Genomic DNA, 22,386 nt, shown 5'->3' on the forward strand with positions numbered 1-22,386 from the left:
CAGCTAAGATGAGACGCTCAGTAGATCAGCATTGCATCGCCGTACGAGTAGAATCGGTACTCCTGCTGCACTGCATGGCGGTACGCGGCCATCACGTTATCAAGTCCCGCAAAGGCCCCCACCAGCGCCAGCAGCGTCGATTTGGGCAGATGAAAATTCGTGATCATCATATCCACGAGCTTGAACTCAAAGCCCGGCGTTATGAATAGCTGCGTATCCCCGCTGCCAGGTTCAGCGTTTCCGCTCCTGCCCACCGTTTCAAGCGTCCGAACCGCCGTCGTGCCCACCGCCACGACCCGCCCGCCGTTTTCGCGCACGGCATTGATCGTTTCCGCCGCCTTTTCGCCGACCTCGTACCGCTCGCTGTGGATGTGGTGGTCCTCCAGCTTCTCCGCCGTGACCGGTTTGAACGTTCCCGCACCGACGTGCAGCGTGACCTCGGCAGTGATAACTCCCTTATCGGAAAGCCTTTGCAGCAGCTCCGGCGTAAAGTGAAGCCCCGCGGTCGGCGCTGCCACCGCCCCGGCCTGCTGAGCGAAAACCGTCTGATAACGCTCGATGTCTTCCCGGCTCTGATCACCGCCTCCCGGCCGTTTGATGTACGGCGGCAGGGGGGCAAAGCCGATCTCGCCCAGAACTTCCTCAACGCTGCTGGCTTCAACCTCCAGCAGCCATCGTCCTCCCCCAAGTCTTTGTCTGCAAACCGCTTCGCAGAAATCCCCCTTGTCCCTCGACGAAAGTACTATCACCTCGCCTTCCTTGACCCTGCGGGCGTTTTTCAGCATCACCTCCCACAGGCCTTCATCCGTACTCGAAAGGTATAGCCCCTCCAGGGTAGCACCGCTGGTCCTGCGTCCAAAAAATCTGGCAGGCAATACCTTCGTATTATTCAGTACGAGACAGTCCCCCGGCTGGAAATATTCGCATATATCCTCAAAAACCCTGTCCTCAACCTGACTTGTGCCCCGTTTAAGGGCCAGCAGACGCGATTTACTCCTCACCGAAGCGGGTTTCTGTGCGATCAGTTCGCCAGGTAAGTCGAAATTTAGCTGTTCTGTAAGCATGGCGAGAAGTTACCAAACCGGCAGATTTTTTACAATTCAAATTTTTTTCATGCCAATTCTTAGTTGCAAATTCCTACTACCTCAGATATTTGTGTGCATTCCGGTTCGAATCTTGCCGATAGAGACTTAGGTGTAAAAAACGGATTTGTGTGTTCCGGGGGAATAACGAATTATGGCGAGTATGTGTACGACGTTTGAACAAATAGCTGGATCTGTGAATGATCTTGATAAGAACGGCCTGGTCAATAAGATCATGAATTTTGACGGGGCGTTTCCGATGGATTTTACCGAAGGCTACCTCAAAACTCTTAACGAGGATCAGCTCCGCCACATCCTGGCTTCAGCAATCCTCACAAAGCTAAAGCATCAGGCCTGAGCAAGGCCCAATCTTCCAGCCGCAAAAAGCCCCTTCCATCCCAGCCTCCTCAAATGTGGTATTGCTCTTTTTGTGCGCGCAGCAAAAAAGGCTAGCCCGAGAAAGACCAGCCTTTAGTAAGCTGAGGCGAATACAAATATTGTATCAATAACTAAAATATAATCTCTCGCCTCTGCTCTTAGAGAGATAGAGATATAAAAAGAAAAAGAGCAATCTATCCAACTGTCAATTATACGGATCTGCCGCCATATTACAAGACATTTTTGGCAAAAAGACCAAAAATCCGACCCCGCAAGCCATTTTTGAGTCCTCAATCTTGCCTAAGTCTCTGTCTTAGAAGCACTTATGAGAGATCTGCTTGTGTTTGAAACTTTATGCCTGACAGATTTTTATTTAGATTCTTACAGCAAGCTAATTTAGCCACGTTCGATTGTGGCACATTTACTGTTCCAATTCAAGTTTTTTTCACCCACCGGGCAGAGTTCACGGCCAAATAGCACTTGTTTACTCTGGCGATTTCATCTAAAGTGACTGAGCGGGCGTTTTACGAAAAAACGCGTTTTTCAGCTAAGTATTCACGGCCGGTAGGGTATTGTATCTGGGTGCAGATGTGGCTTCCTTGCAGGTTCTGAGTGAAAAGTTAATGCAGATATCATATCGGAGGCATAGAATGAAAATTAGAAGATATGTTTTTGTTGCAGTTTTTACCGCTCTGATCACTTTTTCCGGACCGTCGCATACGGTTCTGGCGGATCAGGAACCGCCTGCAATCCCGGACTATATCCAAAAAGCGGTCCAGGTAACTCCGACACAGAGGCAGATCGACTGGCAGAGGCTCGAATTCACCGCGTTCGTCCACTTCGGCGTAAACACATTTACCAACCGCGAGTGGGGCACCGGCAAGGAAAACCCAGCCATATTCAACCCGACCCAACTCGATACGGACCAGTGGGCCAAAGCCGCCAAAGACGCAGGCATGAATCTGATACTGTTCACCGCAAAGCACCACGACGGATTCTGTCTCTGGCCAAGCAAATTTACCGACCATTCGGTCGAATCGAGTCCGTGGAAGGACGGCAAGGGCGATGTCGTCGGCGATCTCGCCCAGTCATGCGAAAAATATGACCTCAAACTTGGCGTTTACCTCTCACCCGCCGACCTCTATCAGATCGAATCATCCGAGGGCGTCTACGGCAACGGCTCAAAGCCGAAACAGGTTACCATTCCAACCAAAGCTCCCGAAGGTAAAACCGACTACCCCAAATTCACATACGAGCTCGACGACTACAACACCTACTTCCTCAACCAGCTTTACGAGTTGCTGACCGAATACGGCCCAATCCACGAAGTCTGGTTCGACGGCGCCAATCCCAAGCCCGGCACAGGCCAGACCTACAACTACGATGCCTGGTACGACATGATCCGCAAACTGCAGCCTGCCGCAGTCATCGCGGTCAAGGGCCCCGACGTTCGCTGGGTTGGTAACGAGGCTGGCCGAACACGCGAATCCGAATGGTCCGTAGTAGCGGTCCCGAACGCCCCAGGCTCGCACGACTGGGGCGATATGACCCGTCGTGACCTCGGCTCGCGAAGCGTGATCAAAGATGCCGAATACCTCATCTGGTATCCCGCCGAGACGAACACCTCCATCCGTCCGGGCTGGTTCTACCATGCTGCCCAGGACGACCGCGTCAAGTCCCTCGAACACCTGCTCGACATCTATTACGGTGCAGTAGGCGGCAACAGCCTCTTCCTGCTCAACATCCCCCCCGACAAACGTGGCCTGTTCCACGAGAACGATGTCGAAAGATTGAAACAGATCGGCGAACACCTCCGCCTCACCTTTGACGAAAATCTGGCTGCGGATGCAAAGGTTTCAGCCTCAGCATCGCTCGACGCAGAACACAACGGCCATGCAACGATAGACAATGATCCCGACACCTTCTGGATGCCGGGCACTGCCCAGCCGACAGCGAGCCTCACTTACGAGTTGGCCGAACAGAAAACGTTCAATCGCGCGATGATTCAGGAATACATCCAAAAAAGCCAGCGCATCGAATCCTTCGCACTGGACACGATGATCGACGGCCAATGGACCGAAATCGCCTCCGGCACCACCGTCGGCTACAAACGCCTGCTCCGCTTCCCGAACGTAACCACGGACAAGGTGCGTCTGCGGATCACACAGTCACGCATCGCGCCTACCGTTGCTGGCTTCGGCCTGTTCCGCGCGCCTGTAAGGCTCACCAACCCGATCATCCAGCGGGACGCACAGGGCAAGGTATCCATCAAATGCGAACCTGCAGGCCCGAAGATACTCTACACGATCGACGGCAGCGACCCGGTAAGCGATTCACAGTTGTACACCGAGCCTTTCGACCTGCCGAACGGCGGAACGGTAAGGGCGGTCGCGATATCCGACGGCCGCAAGAGCGACATCGTACAAAAACAGTTCGACATAGCGCCTTCGAAATGGCGCATCTATTATGCCAGCACCGAAAACACATCAACCGGCGAAGATGCCGCAAATGCGATCGACGGCGACCCCGCAACAATATGGCACTCCAAATGGCAGGGCGGCGCCACACCCCATCCGCACGAGATCCAGATCGACCTGGGCGAGACGCTCACGCTCAAGGGCTTTACCTACCTGCCCCGCAGCAACAGTCTCAACGGCGTTGTAAAGACGTACAAATTCTACACCAGCACCGACGGCATAGCGTGGGGCGAACCTGCGGCACAGGGTGATTTCGGCAACATCAAAAACAACCCCGTGCAGCAGCGTGTCCTCTTCGACGAGCCCCGCAAGGCCCGCTACATCCGATTCGTTGCAGTAAAGGACGTCAACGGCCAGCCCTTCACCTCCGCTGCCGAGATCGGCGTCATCACTCGCTAGATGGCAATCTTAACCGGGGCCGTCGATCACATTTACGATCCTCGGCCCCGGTTAAACGACCAGCCCTGCGAAATTAGCTTGCAGACGCGAATAATCTGCATATAATCGGTTCAACTTGCCAGAATCGACCTGATTTCCTAGGAGGAACAATGTTAGCAAGGCTCTACAGTGTCACGCTCGAAGGCATAGAAGGTATAATCTGCGAAGTCGAGGTTGACGTTTCGCGTTCCGGGTTCGAAAAACCCATGATCGTCGGCCTGCCCGATGCTGCAGTCAAGGAAAGCAGCGAACGCGTTCACAGCGCGATAGTCAACTCCGGCTACCAGTACCCCGACACCCAGTCGCTCGTGAACCTCGCCCCAGCCGACATCAAAAAGGCCGGCCCTGCGTTCGATCTGCCCATCGCCCTGGGCATGCTCTGCTGCGCCGGGGCCCTCGAAAGCGAAATGTTCAAGGAGCACGTAATAATCGGCGAGCTTGCACTGGACGGCCGGGTCAGACCCGTCAACGGCGTGCTCAGCATGGCAATGTCCGCCGCCAAGCACGGCTTCAAGTCGATCATCGTCCCTGAAGAAAACGCCTACGAAGCCGCCGTCGTTCGTGACATCGAGGTCTACGCCGTCGGCTCGCTCGCACAGGCGGCTGCGTTCCTCAAAGGCGACCTGCCCCTCGAACCGACCAACGTCAACGTCGAGGACATCTTCGGCCGACGCTCGAAATACGCTGTAGATTTCTCCGACGTCAAGGGCCAGGAAACAGTAAAACGCGCCCTGACAATAGCCGCTGCCGGCGGCCATAACGTGATGATGATCGGCCCGCCCGGCGCAGGCAAGACCATGCTTGCCCAGCGGATCGCGACCATACTGCCTCCTCTGAACCTCAGCGAATCGCTCGAAACAACTCGCATCTACTCCTCGGTCGGCCTTCTCGAACGCGGCTCAGCGCTCATGCCAACCCGACCAGTCCGCACACCGCACCATACCGCGTCCGGCCCGGCGCTGATCGGCGGCGGTACCAATCCGCGCCCCGGCGAGCTTAGCCTCTCGCACCACGGCATACTATTCCTCGACGAATTCGCAGAGTTCCCCCGCAACGTCCTCGAAATGATACGCCAGCCGCTCGAAGACGGCACCGTAACCGTCGCCCGCGCCAAAGGCACAATAACCTTCCCCGCCCAGTTCATGCTCATCGCCGCGATGAACCCATGCCCGTGCGGCTACTTCGGCACCAACACCCGCCAGTGCAAATGCACGCCCAACCAGATCGACCGCTACATGTCCAAGGTCTCCGGCCCGCTGCTCGACCGCATCGACATCCACACCGACGTGCCCGCAGTCGAGTTCCGCAAGCTGCGTGATACGTCCGCACAGGAATCCTCCAAAAGCATCCGCGACCGCGTCGTTAACGCCCGCCACCGCCAGGCAGCCAGATTCGGCGACAGCAATCTCACCACCAACGCCACCATGTCCCACAAGCAGGTCGAAAAGTTCTGCCGGCTCGACGACAATTCCGAACACCTGCTCAAGCAGGCCATGCTCGAATTCGACCTCTCGGCCCGAGCCCACGACAAGATATGCCGAGTAGCTCGAACCATCGCCGACCTCCAGGACCACGAAAACATCCAACCCGAACACCTAGCCGAAGCAATAAGCTACCGAAAACTCGACCGAAATCTGTAAGAGGGAAACGAAATTGATCGCAACACGCCAACAAGCAATCGCATTTGCCACAAGGGTAATCGTCCTGATATTGCTCGTTCTCGCTTTCGCCTCGCTGATCAAGTGTCTCGGTATCTTTGCAGGCGTACTAATGATTGGTCCACTGAATGAAACAGATTCATCCGGTTTCCTTCTTGACCTGGTTCTTATTGGCGGTATAGCTCAAAGCGTGGCACCGGTTCTGCTCGCTATAACTGCTTTACTCCTTTCCCGCCGAACTGCTGATTTGCTGGCTAACCGCACATTAGGTGCTGACACGGAAGAGGCACCGCTGGTTTTAGCGGCGTTACTGGTTTTGCGCTCTATTGGAATACTTCTGTTGTTTAGAGTACTCTATCAAAATTTCAATATCTTGCTGAGATATGCCTATGGTCTTTGGGCTAAAAACCTTTTGGTTGAGCGTCCCGAGATCAAGACTGCGGTCCGAGAAGATCCACAGATTGCCGCTCAGTTAGCTGAACTCGGTTCCTACTCGCTTGACCCGAAAATGCTTACCGCTGAAATGGTTACAATGGTGGTTTATGGCCTATTGGCTTGGTATTGCCTTTACAAAGGCAGAATTATCATCTCTTTTTTGACCAGAGCTGGTTGCAACTCTTGATTTTCCGGACATGACAGCTTGGCTCTGTATTCGGCACAATTTCCAGCACTAACAAACTTCAAACTTGCAATTTGCCCCGCATTCGCTAAGATTTCACGGACTTTGGCGTTTCGCTGGACCACCCACTTGAGCAATACCGCTCCAAGTGTGCGCCTAAGATTTGTCTTTTCCCTTTATCAATCTGGGGAATCGCCGTAAACTTAAAGAATGATCCAGCAATCTCAGAATGAAACTTTTTCAAAGAAACAGATAAATGCAGACTAAAACAAAGATAATCGCCACTCTCGGCCCCGCATGTGCCGACGAAAATACGATAACCGAACTCGTCGAGCAGGGCGTGGACATGTTCCGCCTCAACTTTTCGCACGGCACACTCGAAGAGCACGCGGAAATGCTCAGCCACGTAAACCGAGCCCGGGCCAACTTTCCTTTCTCGATCGGTATACTTGCTGACCTGTGCGGCCCCAAAATACGGATCACCGAACTGCCCGCAGGCGAATCCGTCTCATCGGGCGATACGGTGCGCATCGTTTCCAAACTGCCCAGAGGCACCGCAGCCCGATTCGGCACCAATTACCCCGATTTCTACAGCGATGTCAGCATCGGCCAGCGGGTCCTGATCGACGACGGCCAGATAGAGCTCAAGATCACCGACAAGCAGAACGGTGAAGTTATCTGCGAAGTCATCACCGGCGGCGACCTCAAGAGCCGTAAGGGCATAAATCTGCCCGACACGGATATCAGCACTCCCGCAATAACCGAACGCGACTGGCAGTGCGTGAACTGGGCCATGGATCACGGGGTCGATTACCTCGCACTGAGCTTCGTTCAGAGCTCAGACGAGATCACATGGCTCAAAAATTATCTGATCGAAAAAGGCTCTCTTATCAGGGTCGTCGCGAAGATAGAAAAGCCCCAGGCCGTGGAAAATCTGCAAAGTATAGTAAACGCCTCCGATGCTGTCCTGGTAGCCCGCGGCGACCTCGGCGTTGAAATGGACCTGGCCAGGGTGCCCCTGATCCAGAAACAGATCACCAGGCTCTGCCGTAAGCTCGGCAAGCCCGTGATCGTTGCTACCCAGATGCTCCAGTCGATGATCAAGAGCCCCACCGCCACCCGTGCGGAGGTCTCAGACGTCGCAAATGCGATCATGGACTTCACCGACGCGGTAATGCTTTCGGGTGAGACCGCGGTAGGCGAATATCCCGTAAAAGCCATCCAGACGATCGAACAGATCGGCGAGGTAACCGAGGCCTGGCTGGACTCCCTGAACGAACCCAGACCCCGCATCGAAACCCACAGCGACCTCAGCATAGACGAATCCATCGCACGCAGCGTCGCCCAGATAGTGGACGACATGAAGGCCAAAATGGTCGTCGTCTGGTGTCAGACCGGCTGCACCGCCAGACTCCTCAGCAAGGCACGTATCGACGTGCCCATACTAGCTCTGTGCGCAGACCGCGAAATGTGCCGTGAAATGAGCCTGCATTACGGCGTCATACCGGTATGCAGAACCAGACCCCGCGATTTCTCACAATTCGCCGACCTCGCAAACAAAGTTGCTCAGGACAACGGATGGGCCAAAAAGGACGATACCATCATCCTTCTGCCGACCGGCTGTCTGCTCCGCCCAAACAGCACCAAAGCGATCGTCTTTCATACCGTGCAATAAGCAGTTTTTGCAAAAAATCAAGCTTCAAGCCAGTTTTTATGTGCCAATATTTGCCCAGCAGCCTCCTTAACTACTGAAGATGCTTGTTCATGCAGGTCGAAAATGCACGCGTTCATGCGTTGACCTGCAAACAGCCGTAGCGGATTTTTTAACTTTAAGGAGGCATTATGCGTTTAGACAGAAGATCTTTTCTCAAGCTGTCGGGATTTGCCGCCGCGGCAGCCTTGAGTTCCCCATCCAGTGTCTTTTCAGCCGTTAACACCAAACCCAACCTGCTGATAATACATACCGATGAGCACAACTTTAGGACCCTGGGCTGTTACCGCAAAACGCTTTCGCAAAAGCAGGCTTTCGTGTGGGGCAAAAATGTGGCCGTCGAAACTCCTCACATCGACTCGCTGGCCGAAAACGGCACGCTCTGCACCAGTTTCTACGCTACCACCCCCGTATGTTCACCTTCGCGTTCCTCCTTCGTCTCGGGCCGTTACCCCCAGAATACACCGGTAGTTACAAACAACATCAGGATGAACGACGACATAGAAACTTTCGCAGCCACTCTCCAGAAGCACGGCTACAAAACAGGATACGCCGGCAAGTGGCACCTGGACGGTTTCGGTAAGCCGCAATGGGGACCGGAGCGTGAATTCGGCTTCGCAGACAACCGCTATATGTTCAACCGCGGCCATTGGAAGCTGCTTGAAGATACCCCCGAAGGACCCAGGGTTGCTGCACGAAATAACAAAGGCAGGCCTTCTTATTCTGTCGCCAATGCCACACCGGAGAACTTCACGACCGACTTCCTGGCCGACAAAGCGATCGAGTTTGTCACCGCCAACAGAAATGAGCCTTTCTGTTATATGGTAAGTATCCCTGACCCGCACGGACCCAATTCAGTCCGACCACCATATGAAACCATGTACCAGGACCTTGATTTCCAGCCGCCCGAGACATCGAAAAAATCCGCCGAAGGACTTCCATCCTGGGGCAAGAAAGCACGACCGATCGGACCCCGCGGAATGGCAAAATACTTCGGCATGGTAAAATGCATCGACGACAACGTCGGCAAAATGGTCGACCATCTCAAAAAGCTCGATCTGCTTGATAATACCATAGTTGTTTTCACCTCTGATCACGGCGACCTCTGCGGCGAACACAGTCGCAACAATAAAGGCGTCCCTTACGAAGCCTCCGCAAAAATACCGTTCGTCATATCCTGGCCCAAAAAGATCAAAAAAGGCAACGTCATCAACCACGCCATGTCATGCGTGGATTTCCTGCCCACCGTACTCTCACTGATGGACGTGCCCACGTCCGGCAAAGAAGATGGCCGTGACGCTTCAGGACTGTTTACTGGCACCGATGGCAGTTACAAAGACATAGCATTTATACGCGGAACCGGAGATAGAAATGGCACCGAAAAGGGCGATGACAAGGACAACTGGTTCGGTGTCGTAACCAGCCGTTATAAGTTGATATATGCACCTGAAGACAAGCCCTGGCTCTTCGATCTGAAGAAGGATCCTGACGAACTTGTGAACTTCTACGAGGAACCGGCCTACAAAGATACTCGCAAAGAACTGGCAAAAGAACTGATCGCTTACGCTAAAAAGCACAACGACCCGCGCATAACCGTCGCGACCACAAAAAAGTATCTTGCCGAAGCAATAGCATAGCCTCAACAAGCGTTTGCGGGCACGGGCTTCAAGGTTCGTGCCCGCATTGCACTTATTGTCCGCGACACACATTATGGGACCTGTCTGACGAAATTCCCAAAAAAGTGCAGCGGGCAGTATAATACGCATTGTGATTAATTCTCATGCTTAATCCATTCAGTATTGCATATTGAGCAGAACATTTCTGAGGTTATATTGTTCCATGCAACTGTTCCTGCGTTGAATATTTCCTCATAATTTTTGTAAATGCGGTTGCTCAAGTAGTGACTCTTCATATAGGCCCAAAGACGTTCTATCGGATTCAATTCCGGACTGTATGCAGGCAGGTGAAGCAGGCTGATATTCTTCGGCACAACCAACTGTTTAGCGATATGCCAACCAGCCTGATCAAGAACCAGAACCACATGTACATCTTTGCCTGCCTCCTCGCTTATAAATCTCAGGTGGTGATTCATATAATCAGTGTTAACAGTCGGAGTAATCACAGCCGACGATTTGCCATTGACAGGATTGACAGCTCCAAAAATATATACCCAATCATACTCGGTCTGCTTTACTGCTGTAGGCCTGGATCCTTTTGGAGCCCAAACATTGGTCAGTGTTCCTTGCTGGCCTATTCGCACTTCGTCCTGGAACCAGATCTCAATTTTCTTTTCGGGGTTTTCTGTTCGGACTTTTTGGACAAAAAGGGGGCTTGCTCCAACCACTGCTGCATTTTTTCCGGATCGTTCTTTCGGTGCTTAGGCCTTGGTTTTAGACATGAAAGCCCCAATCTATGCATTAGATCATAGACGCCGAAGAGCGAATATTTTACGCCAAATTCTCTTTCAAGAATCCGTCTTATGTCTCTGCCGCGTAGCACACATACACCACCGTCTGAATCGGTTGGTCCATCTTGAATTCGCTTGATCAACTCAGGCTCTTTTTTGCGTGGCAGTTTTGTAGGCCTGCCGCTTTGACGTTTTGGTGCGATAGCCTCAATGCCGCCATCACGGTAGAAATAACACCATCGCTGAACGAAGTTTTTGCTGCGATCAAGTTTTGTCATGATCGCTTTTGTTTGCCATCCCTCCAATGCCAGGGCTACCACCCGATATCGATCTCGCTGCTTTGCATTGGTTTCAATCCGAGCTTTTTCTTTTAACTTTTGCAGGTCACCGTACTTGATCTCACTGATGTGCATGCCATATTTCCTTTCATTTTTTAGGAATTATGACACATCATTAGCGATGGCGCAAGTCTAAAACCGTGGCGCGCGAAAAAATTTCACAATGCGTATAACTGATTACATAAAGCAAACCCCTCTTTAGCACCGTTTAGTGCCATTATAAACACAATTCGAGTGACAGCGTCCTGGGATATCCCCCACATCTGTTTTTTCCTTCAATGGCTCCCAATTCTGACCGATACTTCAATCGAGTGATTTTATGTTCCAGGAAGGAGCTGATAATATGGGTATTGAAAATTGGTCGGACAACGTGGTTGTTTTGGATCTGGCTGCAGAACCGGATCTCGGAGAAGAGCTGGAATCTGCTGTATCCCTCGCACAGAAAAAGGGCGATGTGAACGTAGTGGTCGATTTCACGGACGTGGACATCATTACCTCTTCGAGCATTGCAAAACTGCTTAAGCTAAGAAAAGTGCTCACCGATACCGGCCGCCAACTGATATTCACGGGTGTCGGTTCGCAGACAATGTCGGTTTTCAAGGTCACTGCACTTGATTCTGTTTTCGAGTTCGTAGATGATAAATTCGTAGCGCTGGCAAGCCTGCAAATGGCTGGATAAGTAAGGCAAAACTGAAGTAGTTTTACAGCAGGACGTACCTGTTGACTTTAACTGCTGCGCTGCTATAATACCCGCGTTAAACAGAACCTGGCAAGCCTGCCTCGAAGGCCGTCTTCAAGTACAGCGGCTTTCGAAATGGGCTCGCTTCTCATGTAAGGCCCAAAATATGGAAGATCGCCAGATCCAGCAGCTCGAAGAGCTGATCGGTTACCGTTTCAATGACAGATCGCTTCTGATAGAATCGTTCACCCATTCATCCCACGCCGACCACCGCCTAAAGAGTAATGAAAGATTGGAGTTCCTCGGCGATGCGGTCCTCGACCTTGTCATCTGCAAGGCCCTCTTCGATCAGTTCCCCGACTACCTCGAAGGCGATCTCACCAAGATAAAGAGCATGCTAGTCTCGCGAAAAACCTGCGCAAAGATCGCCTCACAGCTCGACCTGCCTCAATTCACACGGGTCGGTAAGGGCATGGATCAGACCCGCGCAATGGAGGGTTCAATAGCGGCAGGGCAGCTCGAAGCCATCATCGCCGCCATCTATCTCGACGGCGGTTACGACGCAGCCGCAAAGTTCATAATCAATTCCTTCGAACCGCTCATCGTAAAAGCCGACGCCAAACAGCATCACGAAAATTACAAATCGATGCTCCAACAGTTCGCCCAGTGTCAGTTCGGCCAAACCCCCGCATACCAGCTTCTCGATGAGAAGGGGCCAGACCATGACAAGTGTTTCGAAGTGGGTGTAAACATAAGCGATCATACTTTCCCCGCTGCCTGGGGAAACACAAAAAAAGAAGCCGAGCAGAAAGCCGCCCTGAATGCCCTGGTTGAATTACGTCAGATCAAATCACAATGACAACCGTCAACCGGGCCGGCCTCAAGTGGTGATAAAATGAACTATCACATGAAGGCCCGCCCCCGCCAACACTATAAACACACTCAGCGTGAGAAACAGCACCACGACTTCTTTGATAAATTTGGCAGGGAACAGAACCCGCATCTTGGTCGCTTTGTACACTATCGCTATCGCCGCCAGCAGCGGAAACATCCACAGCAGGGACGCAGGATCCATCTTAATGCTCATCGGCGAAGTGAAACTGCCCAGAATAATTGCAAGACTACTGAACATCTTCTTCCTCCTCACCGATGATCTCTCCTCGACCGCTGTGTGCCATATAAACAGCACTGATCACGCACAGCAAATTAAGCAGTCCTGCAACAGTCGTATATATCTGGCCTATATCGCTCTCGCGTCCGTACACCACAAGCCCCTTGGAAGCAGTCATTTGGCCGACCATCGCCACCAGAGGAGACACGAGCATCTGCCCGATATACCACAGCCCGCCCGCATTCGGATTGACCACGGCTATCGATCCCACAAACAGACCTATCGCGAACGTGCTTAATATCGTCACGCATATTATCGCGCCACGGCGTTTCTCCTTGATCATGAAATGACCCGCGCCCGGAATTATCCACGCAAGGGCACCCACGGTAAGCAGAAAGATCGTATGGTCTGTGCCGGATCGATTGGGCATCACTTACTCCGTCTCAGTCTTATCATCGGCCGCTTCCGCATCCTGCTCAGCAGATTCCTCAGCAGCCTCTTCGTCGTCCGTTTCCCATTCAAAGTCGGTTCTGGCCCGGATATTATCAGGCAGGTAGTGCAGCAGCATAACGCTCTGGGCACTCATCTGTGCCGCCGCCATCGCACGTCTGCCTTTTTGCTCGGCCAGTTGTTTCGTAGTAGCGTGCTTGATGTCGATCTCTTTGACAACATACCACGCTTTTTCAGGAGCGAACTCAACCGCTGCCGGCGTTTCGACATCTGACGACTCATAGAAAAGGTCAGCTTTCCTACCCTGTGATGCAAAGTTTTTGATGTAATCAACTCTGCCCGGCATAGCTTCCATCGCGGACTCGATCGAGTACTCCTGCATCAGCGACAGCCGTCTCTGTTCCGTGAACTCCTCTGTGCTGACCTGCTCATTGTCACCATCCTCTTCGTCCGTCTCAGCAAGTACCTGTTCCCAGCCTTCGCTTGCGATCCGTTCGATCAGAGCATCGGCCTTAGACTTGGCGATCTCCAGGGCCTTGAGCGTTTTCACGTCTTCCACGACCTGATCTTGTACTGAGAACACTTCTCTTGCGTCCGACCCCGGCTTAACTCCGGTAACATCATAGCTCGTATCCAGCGATTCGGGCACCTGCTCTTGTTTCGCATCGATGACGCGTACAATGGCTCTCGAATCAAATCCCCGAAGTGCGCCAAGGTTTTCCCACATCCGCGGTGCATCTGCTTCGTACTGCCCAAGCTCGGTAACCCCAAGCTCCTCTACCGCAAAAACAGCCTTCATAAGCTCTGTCCCCGCCGTGCCCGCAGCCTCCAGACGCATTCGGCCGATATTCTGGTCGCTCGCAAGATCCTCAGCACTCAGGTAACCCGTCTTGCCCGCGTAGACCTTCACGCCGTGCTTCTCTGTAAGGTTCTGAGCGATCTGCTCGTAATTAACGGCACTTTCCTTAAGCTCCTCTACAGACGCTTCCTGAAGATCGACACCGATCAAACCCTCATCAGCCATTTCGATGGCTTCGTTGATTATCATATCGGCTCGGCTGTTCTTACGCTGCCTGATAATACGGTTTCGGATCTGGCCCCTGACCTCTGCAAAGTCCTTGACTTTCTGAACCTTTTCACCTTCAGGCTCATCAGGATTGACCGGCTCTTCGGTTGTGAATTCGTGCGTATTGGTCTGATAGTACTCCGTAAGCTCCTCAGCGGTTGGCTTCTCGATGATGTCCTCGATCTCATCCAACTGCAGATAAATGTAACCAAGCTGAACCCGCGCGGGCAGCATGTATCCAAAACCGTACGGATTAGCTTCCGTATATTTGCCCTGACGGAATTCCTTGTAAGTGTCAAACTGCTCCTGCAGTTCCTCATCTGAAGGATCTACCACCATATCGGTGTAATCGTCCGCTGAAAATTCAACGTATTCAGCCGACACGGTCTCATTCTCAAACCCAATTCCGCTTCGTACCTGTCCCAGCGTAACATTCTGCGTAGAACAAATGGTTTCGCCGTACAGCATTACCGACCACAGATCGGCAAAAACCTTCAATATCTGATCCTCGGTCAGTCTCTGCTGCTCCATGACGCTGTTCAGTATCTGAGCCGAAGAAACCCGTCCCTGCGTCATGCTGCTTATTATGGCGTCCAGTATCTGACCGGCTTCTTCATTAGTGATGATAAAGCCCGCATTGCGAGCCTCTTCCTTCAGCAGTATCCAGTTGATCGTCGGATTAGCGCCTGCCTGCTTGAAGAACTCGTTCACGTCTTCAAGCTTTATTGTCGGCGTGCTGGCGGCCCTCTGGGCCAACTGGCTGTTCAGGTTCGCCGCATACTCGGAATTCGGGAAAAGCAACTGCCCCAGAAGCTGTGCATTGAGCTCACCCCGCTGAGAAGGCTGATACATGAATGCGTTCATGTTGAGCATCCGCAGGAGGTCCAGCTCGCTCTGAGCTACCCGCATCTCCATCTGGGTTATCTTCTCGCCGTCCTGGTAGGTCGCCACCGCACGGTTGCCCCCGCCTATTCGAGACAGGATTTGCGTCAGTGCATAACCGCCCACAAATGCGATCATGATCACGATCACAAAAATAGCCATCAGCTTACGCTCGTTCTTGCGGATCCACTTGATGAGATTCATATCAGTACCTTTTTAAACACAAAAATCGCCGTTTTTTCGTTATTTACAAGACTGTAAAGTATAGGTAACTCGCTATTGTTTGCAAGAAAAATAAAGGACTTACGCCATTTCGGGCGACAAAGCTGATTGAAGGGCAAGCGGGCACAAAAAGAATTGTTGAAAAAACACAGCAACTAGCGCAGAATGCCCTTTATCAATGAGAAAATAGTCAAAAACGCGCCCCTTTACGGAGAAATATATATGAATGACAAACAAGGACCCCATGATATTGTCGATACGACGGATTGTTTTGAAGCGATCAGCGTCTTCAAGTCCGCCAAAAACTTCCTTTTTATGATCATCCTGATCTGCCTGCTGCTCACGCAGGGAGTATTCTGGCTCAAAGAAGTCGGCTACATCGAGGCCGCCCCGGATGATGAGCCAGAGGTGGCCCTGCTCGCATTTGCCGACACCGACCCGGATCCGCTGCCCCAGCCAGAACCCGAGCAAAACAGCGATCAGGCCCAGGATGATGCTGCTCAGGACATTCTTAAGGACACTCCCGCCCAAATTGAAGAAAAGGCCCGACAAGCCGCAGACCAGCTTCTTGGCGAGACAGCATCCGAGGACCAGCCGACCCAGGAGGGCGAACAGGTCGAGCAAGGAGATGCCGCAGAAGAAACCCAGGATGCGTCCGAGCCATCCGAAAACCGTCTCAGTATCATTAAACCCGGCAAAAAACACATCATCGCAGCGGTCAAGATCGCTAACTTTATTCTCGTACTCGCTTCCGTAACATACTGTCTGCTGCTGCTTATGAGCGTCAAAATATCCCTTGCGGGCCGAATGGGAGGCCTGACGCACATTTCCCGCGCCTTCCTCTGCTCACTGTACTTCCTCGTTTTTCTGCTTCCATGGCAGACTTTGCTGCCAGGCGTCGTGACCGGCACTATTTACGCCCCCGCAGAACTCATGACCGGCTGGCAGAATGTAGACGACAGCACCGGCACGCAGATCCTTTATTACCTGCGTTTCGTAGGCATGTGGGTACTCGTTCTCATCCTTCTGCTCAACGCTCAGATACGCTCGGCCCGCTGGTCAAGGACCACACTGAGAAGACTGGGCATCATCCAGTAAGCAGTGAGTCAGAATTTTCAAATATATTTAAAGGACTGTGGCATGTTCAATAAACCACTGATTAAAGGGTCGATTCCTTTATATTTTATAGCTATTCTTGCAGTTCTACCCTTATCTGCGGAGTTCGCTTTTTCGGCAAACAAACCCAATATCATGCTCATCCTGGTAGACGACGTCGGCTATGCGGATGTTGGCGTTTTTTCTGCAAGGCTCAATAACACGACCACCGACAAGCTTTACTATGAAACTCCTCGGCTCGACAGGTTGGCTGAGCAGGGGACGATGTTTACTCAATTCTATGCGTGCTCAGTATGTGCCCCTTCTCGGGCAAGCCTCATGACCGGCAAGATGAACAATCGCATGGGTATGTGGGATGCTTATGCCGGCACAAGGACGACTTTCGAAAAAACAGGAAAGCAAGTACCTCAGGGGTGTCATGTTCTTGATCATGAACCATTGAAAGAATATCGTTATAAGAAAGATGATATTGCAGCTCGCGGTATGACCATACCAATTGCTGCAACGGCATTACACGATGTGAAAACCATTCCGAAGGCTTTGAACGGCTATCACACGGCCTTTATCGGGAAATGGCATTTGGGAAGTCATAACCATAAAGGATACCGTCCTGAAGACCAGGGATTCGACGAGACACTCGCTTATTTTGACGGGGGTGGTTCAGGGTACTACTGGCCTTTTAGGGCATATGCTGCCCGCACAAAAAAATGGGACAAACCGGGACCGGACCTCACTCCGCGTCAGGACTATCTTAGCGATGATATCGCAGCGCGGGTCAATAGGTTTTTAGAAGAACGTGTTGCCGACGATGAAGATAAGCCTTTCTTTTTGTATCTTGCCCATCCGGCCGCTCATTCCCCGATCCAGTCCCGCGCTGACAACCTTGCTTATTTTAAGAAAAAGAAGAAGATACCCGGCCTGATCGGCCATAAAAATCCCGAATATGCAGGTCTGATCAAGGGGTTGGATCGCAGTATTGGTCAGATTTTGGACAAGCTGGATGAACTGAAGCTGACGGACAATACGGCCGTGATCTTTATTTCTGACAACGGCGGCCACCCCAGATATACGCGTAATACTCCCCTGCGGGGAGGTAAGTCCATGCTGTACGAAGGGGGTGTCCGTGTGCCGATGATCATTCGCTGGCCAGGCAAGACCCGGGCGGGCGCAGTTTGCGATGTTACATCAGATATAACCGATATTTACCCGACTGTAATGGCGATGGCAGGGGTGGACTACAGTGACTTCAAGGCGGATGAGACTACAGACGGCCAATCGCTGACGCCTTTATTCAGTGACCTGAAAAATGCAAAACAAGGTTATACACGCAATGAGTTTTATCAGTTCTACGGTAAGCTGGGGTATTCCGGTTTTCACAATTTCTCCACCTGGGCTACACTGCGCAAGGGTGACTTTAAGCTGCATTATGACTACCAGGGCAAGGTGGAGCTTTACAACATTGCCGAAGATATTTTCGAAAAGAGGGACCTCACCAAAAGCAAACCCAAGATGGCACACGATATGCTGGTACAACTGACCGATTGGCTCAAGGCCAACTGCAACGCGGCTTATCTGCCGAAACCCAATCCGGAATTCAATCCGAAGGGGAAATTGCCGTATGGGCCTTATATCCCTCTTGAACAGTTAAAAGCTTCATTGAAAAAGAAGGCAGCCGCAAATTCAAAGCAGTGAGTGACAAAATGAAAAACATCGCATTCATAGGCGCAGGTATCATGGGCGTGCCCATGGCAAAGAATCTCATCGAGGCAGCCTACAGCCTCACTATGCATTCCCGTACCCAGTCAAAGGCCCAGCCGGTCATTGACGCAGGCGGAACCTGGGCCCAAACGCCCGCCCAGGCTGCAAAAGACGCCGACGTCCTCATCACTTGCGTAACCGATACCCCCGATGTCGAAAAGGTCCTCCTCGGCCCGGCCGGCGTGATCGAAACCGCCCGCGAAGGTCTGATCTGCATCGATATGTCCACGATATCCCCAGCCGCAACCCGCAAAATGGGCGAAACACTTGCTGCAAAAGGCGTCACCCTTATCGACGCTCCCATCAGCGGCGGCGAGATCGGCGCCATCGAAGCCAAACTCTCCATCATGGCAGGAGGCCCAGAAGACGCATTCAACAAAGTAAAGCCCATCTTCCAGGCGATGGGACGCACCATCACCTACTGCGGTCCCCTCGGCTCTGGTCAGACTACAAAACTCGTAAACCAGGTCATGGTCATTCACACCATCATGAGCATATCCGAGGGCCTGGCATTCGCAGAAGCCGCCGGCCTCGACCTCGAAACAACCCTCGCAGCAACCTCCGGCGGGGCGGCAGGCAGTCACTCGCTCAAGGTGCTAGGCCCTAAGATCATCGCCGACGATCTCAAACCCTCCTTCATGGTCGACCTCCAGCTAAAGGACCTCAAACTCGTCATGGAATACGCCCGTCAGATCAAGCAGACCCTGCCCGGCACCGCACTCGCTCAGCAGCTAATGACGGCCCTGCAGGCTCAGGGACGCGGCCGCGATGGCACCCAGGCACTGATAGACGTTATCCGACAGCTAGGCCCGAATACCAAATAGAAAAATAAAAGGTTTATTACGCAATAGCGACCAACGAATAGTTATTCAAATCCCGAGCCGCATAATTTCACAGTCTGCCGAGAATGGACTCCAAAGAAAGTTCGTCGGAGGCGCGGCTGTTAAATTCTGCGGCGGCCAAAAAGGTGCTCCTAATTTTACCGCGCCGAACAAAATGAAAAAAGCATCGGACGCCGTCTTAACGCCCGATGCTCCATACATGCCATCCGTGTATAATGCGTTCCAGGAAGCTGTTTCTATGTCCCTGTTATTTCCGAATAACTCGTGGGGTCGTAATGCATTATTATCTCAGGCTCAAAACCAGCGGGCACTTCCGTCACGCCTGACCTGTTGAAGTACAGGTCGCTGTTGCCGCTGAAGGTCATCTGATTCTGGCTGTAGTTTACGATCGACCCCTCGATCGTACCGCCGGCGTTACCGTAGAAATCAACGCCGTTCGCAGCGATACAGCCGTTGAGCGTGCCGAAGTTACCACCCATGCTGATTGAAAATCCGGGCGTCATCAAAAACGTACCCGTCTCGTCACGCAAACCGTCAAATTGCGACTCCAAAGGCAAACTCGCAACGCTTGTACTGCTCACGTTACCCGTAAAATCAATAGTGTTCGTCTGGCTGTCATCCGTCACATCGCCGTCGCCAACGATGACTCCGATAATGTCCACGTTGCCCCCGAATGTTACCTGGTTGGGCGTCTCGATATACAGCACGCCTTCGATTGTTACATCCCCGCTGAAGTGAGGATTCGTCCCCGCCAGCACCCTTGCATTTGTAAATGTTGCATCCGCGGAAAGATCCGTCGTCGAATCGATAATCTGACCACTCAAATACTTCTCGAACGACCCGGGATTGGGCGCAGGAAATTCGGTAGGGGGCACACCGGTGAACACGTCCCCGCCGATCTCTGCCTGTCCGCCCTGCAGGTTCACATCGCCGTCTTCATTCGTGATATTGACATCTCCCGCTATTCGCGAATTACCTATAATAGACAACGCGATACTCTCGGGGCTCTCGATATAAACGCTCGCTTCGACGCTGATGTTCGTGCCGTCCAGATCAATATTACCGCTAAGTTCCAATGTCCCGCGTGTCGCCACGCCGAAATCGAAAACACTCGTCTCACGCACACCGAACGTATAGTTGCAAGCGATCGTCCTTTCCAGCCCGTTCGCCATCCCCGTTATATTCATCTGCACAGTATCATTGTCCACGGGAAGTATCTCAGCACTGAAACTCTCACCCTCACCAAGCGAAACATCCGCCACACTGTAGCAGCTCCCGTCGTACGTCGTATTGAAACTGGTAATGCCGTTGTTGCTGAAAATAGTGTCAAGCGAACTGACCAGCGTATCATACCGCAGATTATCGTCGATCGTTCCGTCCATCGCAACCTTGTCCAGCCAGTGCCTCATCACCTCTGCACCAGACTGCGCGCACGCAAACGCTCGATTTCCGTCTCGATAGTTGTCAGCTATAGACGCATTCTGCGTAGAAAACGTCATAAAACCTACAGCGATCGAGCTGAACAGAATCAAAAATATCATCGCCGTCACCAGCGCAATGCCTCGGCGATTACCTCGATTTGTCGATATGTTTTTGGAGCTCATATCTTGGCCCCCCAATCTGAACATCCAATAAGTAAAATTATTTGTCATCCTGACGATGTCTCTGACGCTGCCTTAAATCTTCAGCCATGCCCGAAAAAAAGTCTAAGATACAGCTTCGGTTCTGTCAAAATCCGCCCTCGGAATAAGTTGACTGCATAAATTCCAATACATAACTGCCTTCGAATCCGCTGGGATCAGGGTCGCTGTCGCTCCTGTCGATGTAAACCCTCGCATTGCCCTGAAACGTCATGGTTTCATCTGAATAGTTTATAAGTGAGTTTGTTATCGTGCCTCCCGCGTTTCCCGTGAACCTGATACCGCTCGCCGCGATCGCGCCGTCGATCGTGTCGAAGTTGCCCTTGAACTCCACCTCAAACCCGGGAGCCATGATGAACGTCCCAGTCTTCTCCCGCAAGCCGTCAAACTGCGAATCCGAAGGCAGCTCGTCCACACCCATGTTATCCATATTGCCCGTAAACTCCAGCTTGTCCCCGCTGACGGGATTATCAATGTCACCCTCCGCCACTATAACGCCCTGAAGGTCGGTATTGCCCGAGAATTTCACATGATTGGGCGATTCGATGTACACCACGCCCCTGAGCGTCACGTTGCCCCCGAAGGTGGGATTGGTTCCCGCCTCGATTCTGATATTTTCCAGCGTCACGTTCCCGTTGACCTTTGTCGAACTGTCCACCGTATTGACCGCCCAGGCCTCGAACTCACTGCAGTCGGGCATGGGAAATTCCACCGTATCCACACCGATGTCGACATGATTGTCTATCGCATCCTGGCCGCTCTCTCCGCCGATCGTGCCGGGTCCTTTCATGTCCACATAGCCGTCAGGATTGGCGATATCCACATCCCCCGCGATGCTCACATTACCGTTCATCGCAAGCGCCTCATGCTCGTCCAGGCTCTCGATATAAAGACTTGCCTCGGAAGGATCATTGGCACCCATGATGTCCGCGTTACCCTTGATCTCGATGGGGCCCTTGCTCGCAACGCCGTAATCAAAAACCCTGCTGCTCCGCTGCCCAAAAGAGAAATTTGTGGTTATCTTCCTGCTGATCTGCCCGCTTATGCCCGTGACTTCCAGCTCAAGCGTATCCCCATCGAGCTGTCTCAGCTCAGCACGGAACTTCTGCCCCGAACTGCCGTCCAACACGACCCCGTCCTTCACACTGGGATCGGGTATCTCGATCTTATCTTCCAGACTGTTGTAATTCACACTCAGATTCGTTACGCTCGCACCGTTCAGTCGGCCCGTCAAGGTGTTGTACACCTCGCTGAGCCTGTTCGAAGGCGCTACCGAACCCGATACCTCTATCCCGTTCAGCCAGTACCTTGTTATATCGATACCCGACTCTGCGCTCACCAGAGCTAGATTGCCTTCGCGCTGATTATCCGCGATCTCGACATTGCCCGAAGACGTCGTAAATATCCCTACTGCCAGCGATGAAAACAGCACCAGGAACATCATCGACATCACCATCGCAAAACCAGGGCGTGTGTTTTTTCTTTTCTTGGCTGACATCTCAGCCCCCCATA

At 52.4% G+C, this 22,386-nt stretch carries 19 protein-coding genes; 11 read left to right on the forward strand and 8 right to left on the reverse strand.

The window, feature by feature from the left end:
• Window positions 1–17: 17 nt before the first annotated feature.
• Window positions 18–1,064, reverse strand: coding sequence for a tRNA preQ1(34) S-adenosylmethionine ribosyltransferase-isomerase QueA (gene queA / locus STSP2_RS07415; protein ID WP_146661324.1), 1,047 nt, complete (start codon window positions 1,062–1,064; stop codon window positions 18–20).
• Window positions 1,065–1,236: 172 nt separating this feature from the next.
• On the opposite strand from queA, the gene STSP2_RS17310 reads away from it, so the two are divergent.
• The 6 genes from STSP2_RS17310 to STSP2_RS07440 all read left to right on the forward strand — a co-directional run bounded on the left by STSP2_RS17310 (window position 1,237) and on the right by STSP2_RS07440 (window position 10,000).
• Complete coding sequence (locus tag STSP2_RS17310; RefSeq protein ID WP_169853061.1) at window positions 1,237–1,440, forward strand: hypothetical protein; 204 nt, start codon at window positions 1,237–1,239, stop codon at window positions 1,438–1,440.
• Window positions 1,441–2,110: 670 nt separating this feature from the next.
• The gene (locus tag STSP2_RS07420; protein WP_205848029.1) at window positions 2,111–4,336 is read left to right on the forward strand and encodes an alpha-L-fucosidase; all 2,226 of its coding nucleotides are present in this window, start codon (window positions 2,111–2,113) and stop codon (window positions 4,334–4,336) included.
• A gap of 149 nt (window positions 4,337–4,485) precedes the next feature.
• A complete protein-coding gene (locus tag STSP2_RS07425) occupies window positions 4,486–6,015 on the forward strand; it encodes a YifB family Mg chelatase-like AAA ATPase (protein WP_146661328.1) in 1,530 nt (509 codons plus the stop codon).
• A 13-nt stretch (window positions 6,016–6,028) separates the two neighbouring features.
• On the forward strand, window positions 6,029–6,655 hold the full coding sequence (locus tag STSP2_RS07430; RefSeq protein WP_146661330.1) for a hypothetical protein: 627 nt from the start codon (window positions 6,029–6,031) through the stop codon (window positions 6,653–6,655).
• 253 nt (window positions 6,656–6,908) lie between these two features.
• Window positions 6,909–8,327 carry a pyruvate kinase gene (gene pyk / locus STSP2_RS07435; protein WP_146661332.1) on the forward strand — a complete coding sequence of 473 codons (1,419 nt, stop codon included), beginning with the start codon at window positions 6,909–6,911 and terminating at the stop codon, window positions 8,325–8,327.
• 167 nt (window positions 8,328–8,494) lie between these two features.
• Window positions 8,495–10,000, forward strand: coding sequence for a sulfatase family protein (locus STSP2_RS07440; protein ID WP_146661334.1), 1,506 nt, complete (start codon window positions 8,495–8,497; stop codon window positions 9,998–10,000).
• A gap of 134 nt (window positions 10,001–10,134) precedes the next feature.
• On the opposite strand, the gene STSP2_RS07445 is transcribed toward STSP2_RS07440, so the two are convergent.
• A complete protein-coding gene (locus STSP2_RS07445; protein ID WP_146659672.1) occupies window positions 10,135–10,707 on the reverse strand; it encodes an IS630 family transposase in 573 nt (190 codons plus the stop codon).
• Entirely contained in the window at window positions 10,614–11,183 is a 570-nt protein-coding gene (locus STSP2_RS07450) for a winged helix-turn-helix domain-containing protein (protein ID WP_146659670.1), read from the reverse strand. Before STSP2_RS07450 ends, STSP2_RS07445 begins: the two co-directional genes overlap by 94 nt.
• A gap of 268 nt (window positions 11,184–11,451) precedes the next feature.
• On the opposite strand from STSP2_RS07450, the gene STSP2_RS07455 reads away from it, so the two are divergent.
• Window positions 11,452–11,787: an STAS domain-containing protein gene (locus tag STSP2_RS07455; protein ID WP_169853062.1), complete on the forward strand. Its 336-nt coding sequence runs from the start codon at window positions 11,452–11,454 to the stop codon at window positions 11,785–11,787.
• Between the two features lie 166 nt (window positions 11,788–11,953).
• Window positions 11,954–12,646 carry a ribonuclease III gene (gene rnc, locus STSP2_RS07460; RefSeq protein WP_146661338.1) on the forward strand — a complete coding sequence of 231 codons (693 nt, stop codon included), beginning with the start codon at window positions 11,954–11,956 and terminating at the stop codon, window positions 12,644–12,646.
• 21 nt (window positions 12,647–12,667) lie between these two features.
• Here the strand turns inward: rnc and STSP2_RS07465 are convergent, their stop codons facing one another.
• From STSP2_RS07465 to STSP2_RS07475, 3 genes are read right to left on the reverse strand one after another with little or no spacing between them, the layout of a single operon-like run.
• Window positions 12,668–12,919: a hypothetical protein gene (locus tag STSP2_RS07465; RefSeq protein ID WP_146661340.1), complete on the reverse strand. Its 252-nt coding sequence runs from the start codon at window positions 12,917–12,919 to the stop codon at window positions 12,668–12,670.
• Window positions 12,909–13,328, reverse strand: a complete 420-nt coding sequence (locus STSP2_RS07470) for a DUF6677 family protein (RefSeq protein ID WP_146661342.1) — start codon at window positions 13,326–13,328, stop codon at window positions 12,909–12,911. Before STSP2_RS07470 ends, STSP2_RS07465 begins: the two co-directional genes overlap by 11 nt.
• Before the next feature lie 3 nt (window positions 13,329–13,331).
• Window positions 13,332–15,500 carry a hypothetical protein gene (locus STSP2_RS07475; RefSeq protein ID WP_146661344.1) on the reverse strand — a complete coding sequence of 723 codons (2,169 nt, stop codon included), beginning with the start codon at window positions 15,498–15,500 and terminating at the stop codon, window positions 13,332–13,334.
• A gap of 240 nt (window positions 15,501–15,740) precedes the next feature.
• On the opposite strand from STSP2_RS07475, the gene STSP2_RS07480 reads away from it, so the two are divergent.
• From STSP2_RS07480 to STSP2_RS07490, 3 genes are read left to right on the forward strand one after another with little or no spacing between them, the layout of a single operon-like run.
• The gene (locus tag STSP2_RS07480; protein WP_146661346.1) at window positions 15,741–16,616 is read left to right on the forward strand and encodes a hypothetical protein; all 876 of its coding nucleotides are present in this window, start codon (window positions 15,741–15,743) and stop codon (window positions 16,614–16,616) included.
• Between the two features lie 42 nt (window positions 16,617–16,658).
• Window positions 16,659–18,326, forward strand: a complete 1,668-nt coding sequence (locus STSP2_RS07485; RefSeq protein WP_146661348.1) for a sulfatase — start codon at window positions 16,659–16,661, stop codon at window positions 18,324–18,326.
• An 8-nt stretch (window positions 18,327–18,334) separates the two neighbouring features.
• Window positions 18,335–19,216, forward strand: a complete 882-nt coding sequence (locus STSP2_RS07490) for an NAD(P)-dependent oxidoreductase (RefSeq protein WP_146661350.1) — start codon at window positions 18,335–18,337, stop codon at window positions 19,214–19,216.
• 254 nt (window positions 19,217–19,470) lie between these two features.
• Here the strand turns inward: STSP2_RS07490 and STSP2_RS07495 are convergent, their stop codons facing one another.
• The gene (locus STSP2_RS07495; RefSeq protein ID WP_169853063.1) at window positions 19,471–20,838 is read right to left on the reverse strand and encodes a pilus assembly PilX family protein; all 1,368 of its coding nucleotides are present in this window, start codon (window positions 20,836–20,838) and stop codon (window positions 19,471–19,473) included.
• Window positions 20,839–20,962: 124 nt separating this feature from the next.
• The gene (locus tag STSP2_RS07500) at window positions 20,963–22,372 is read right to left on the reverse strand and encodes a pilus assembly PilX N-terminal domain-containing protein (protein WP_146661355.1); all 1,410 of its coding nucleotides are present in this window, start codon (window positions 22,370–22,372) and stop codon (window positions 20,963–20,965) included.
• Window positions 22,373–22,386 lie beyond the last annotated feature (14 nt).

Origin of the sequence: Anaerohalosphaera lusitana (genome assembly GCF_002007645.1) — a bacterium.
In the GTDB taxonomy this organism is placed as follows: Bacteria; Planctomycetota; Phycisphaerae; order Sedimentisphaerales; family Anaerohalosphaeraceae; genus Anaerohalosphaera; species Anaerohalosphaera lusitana.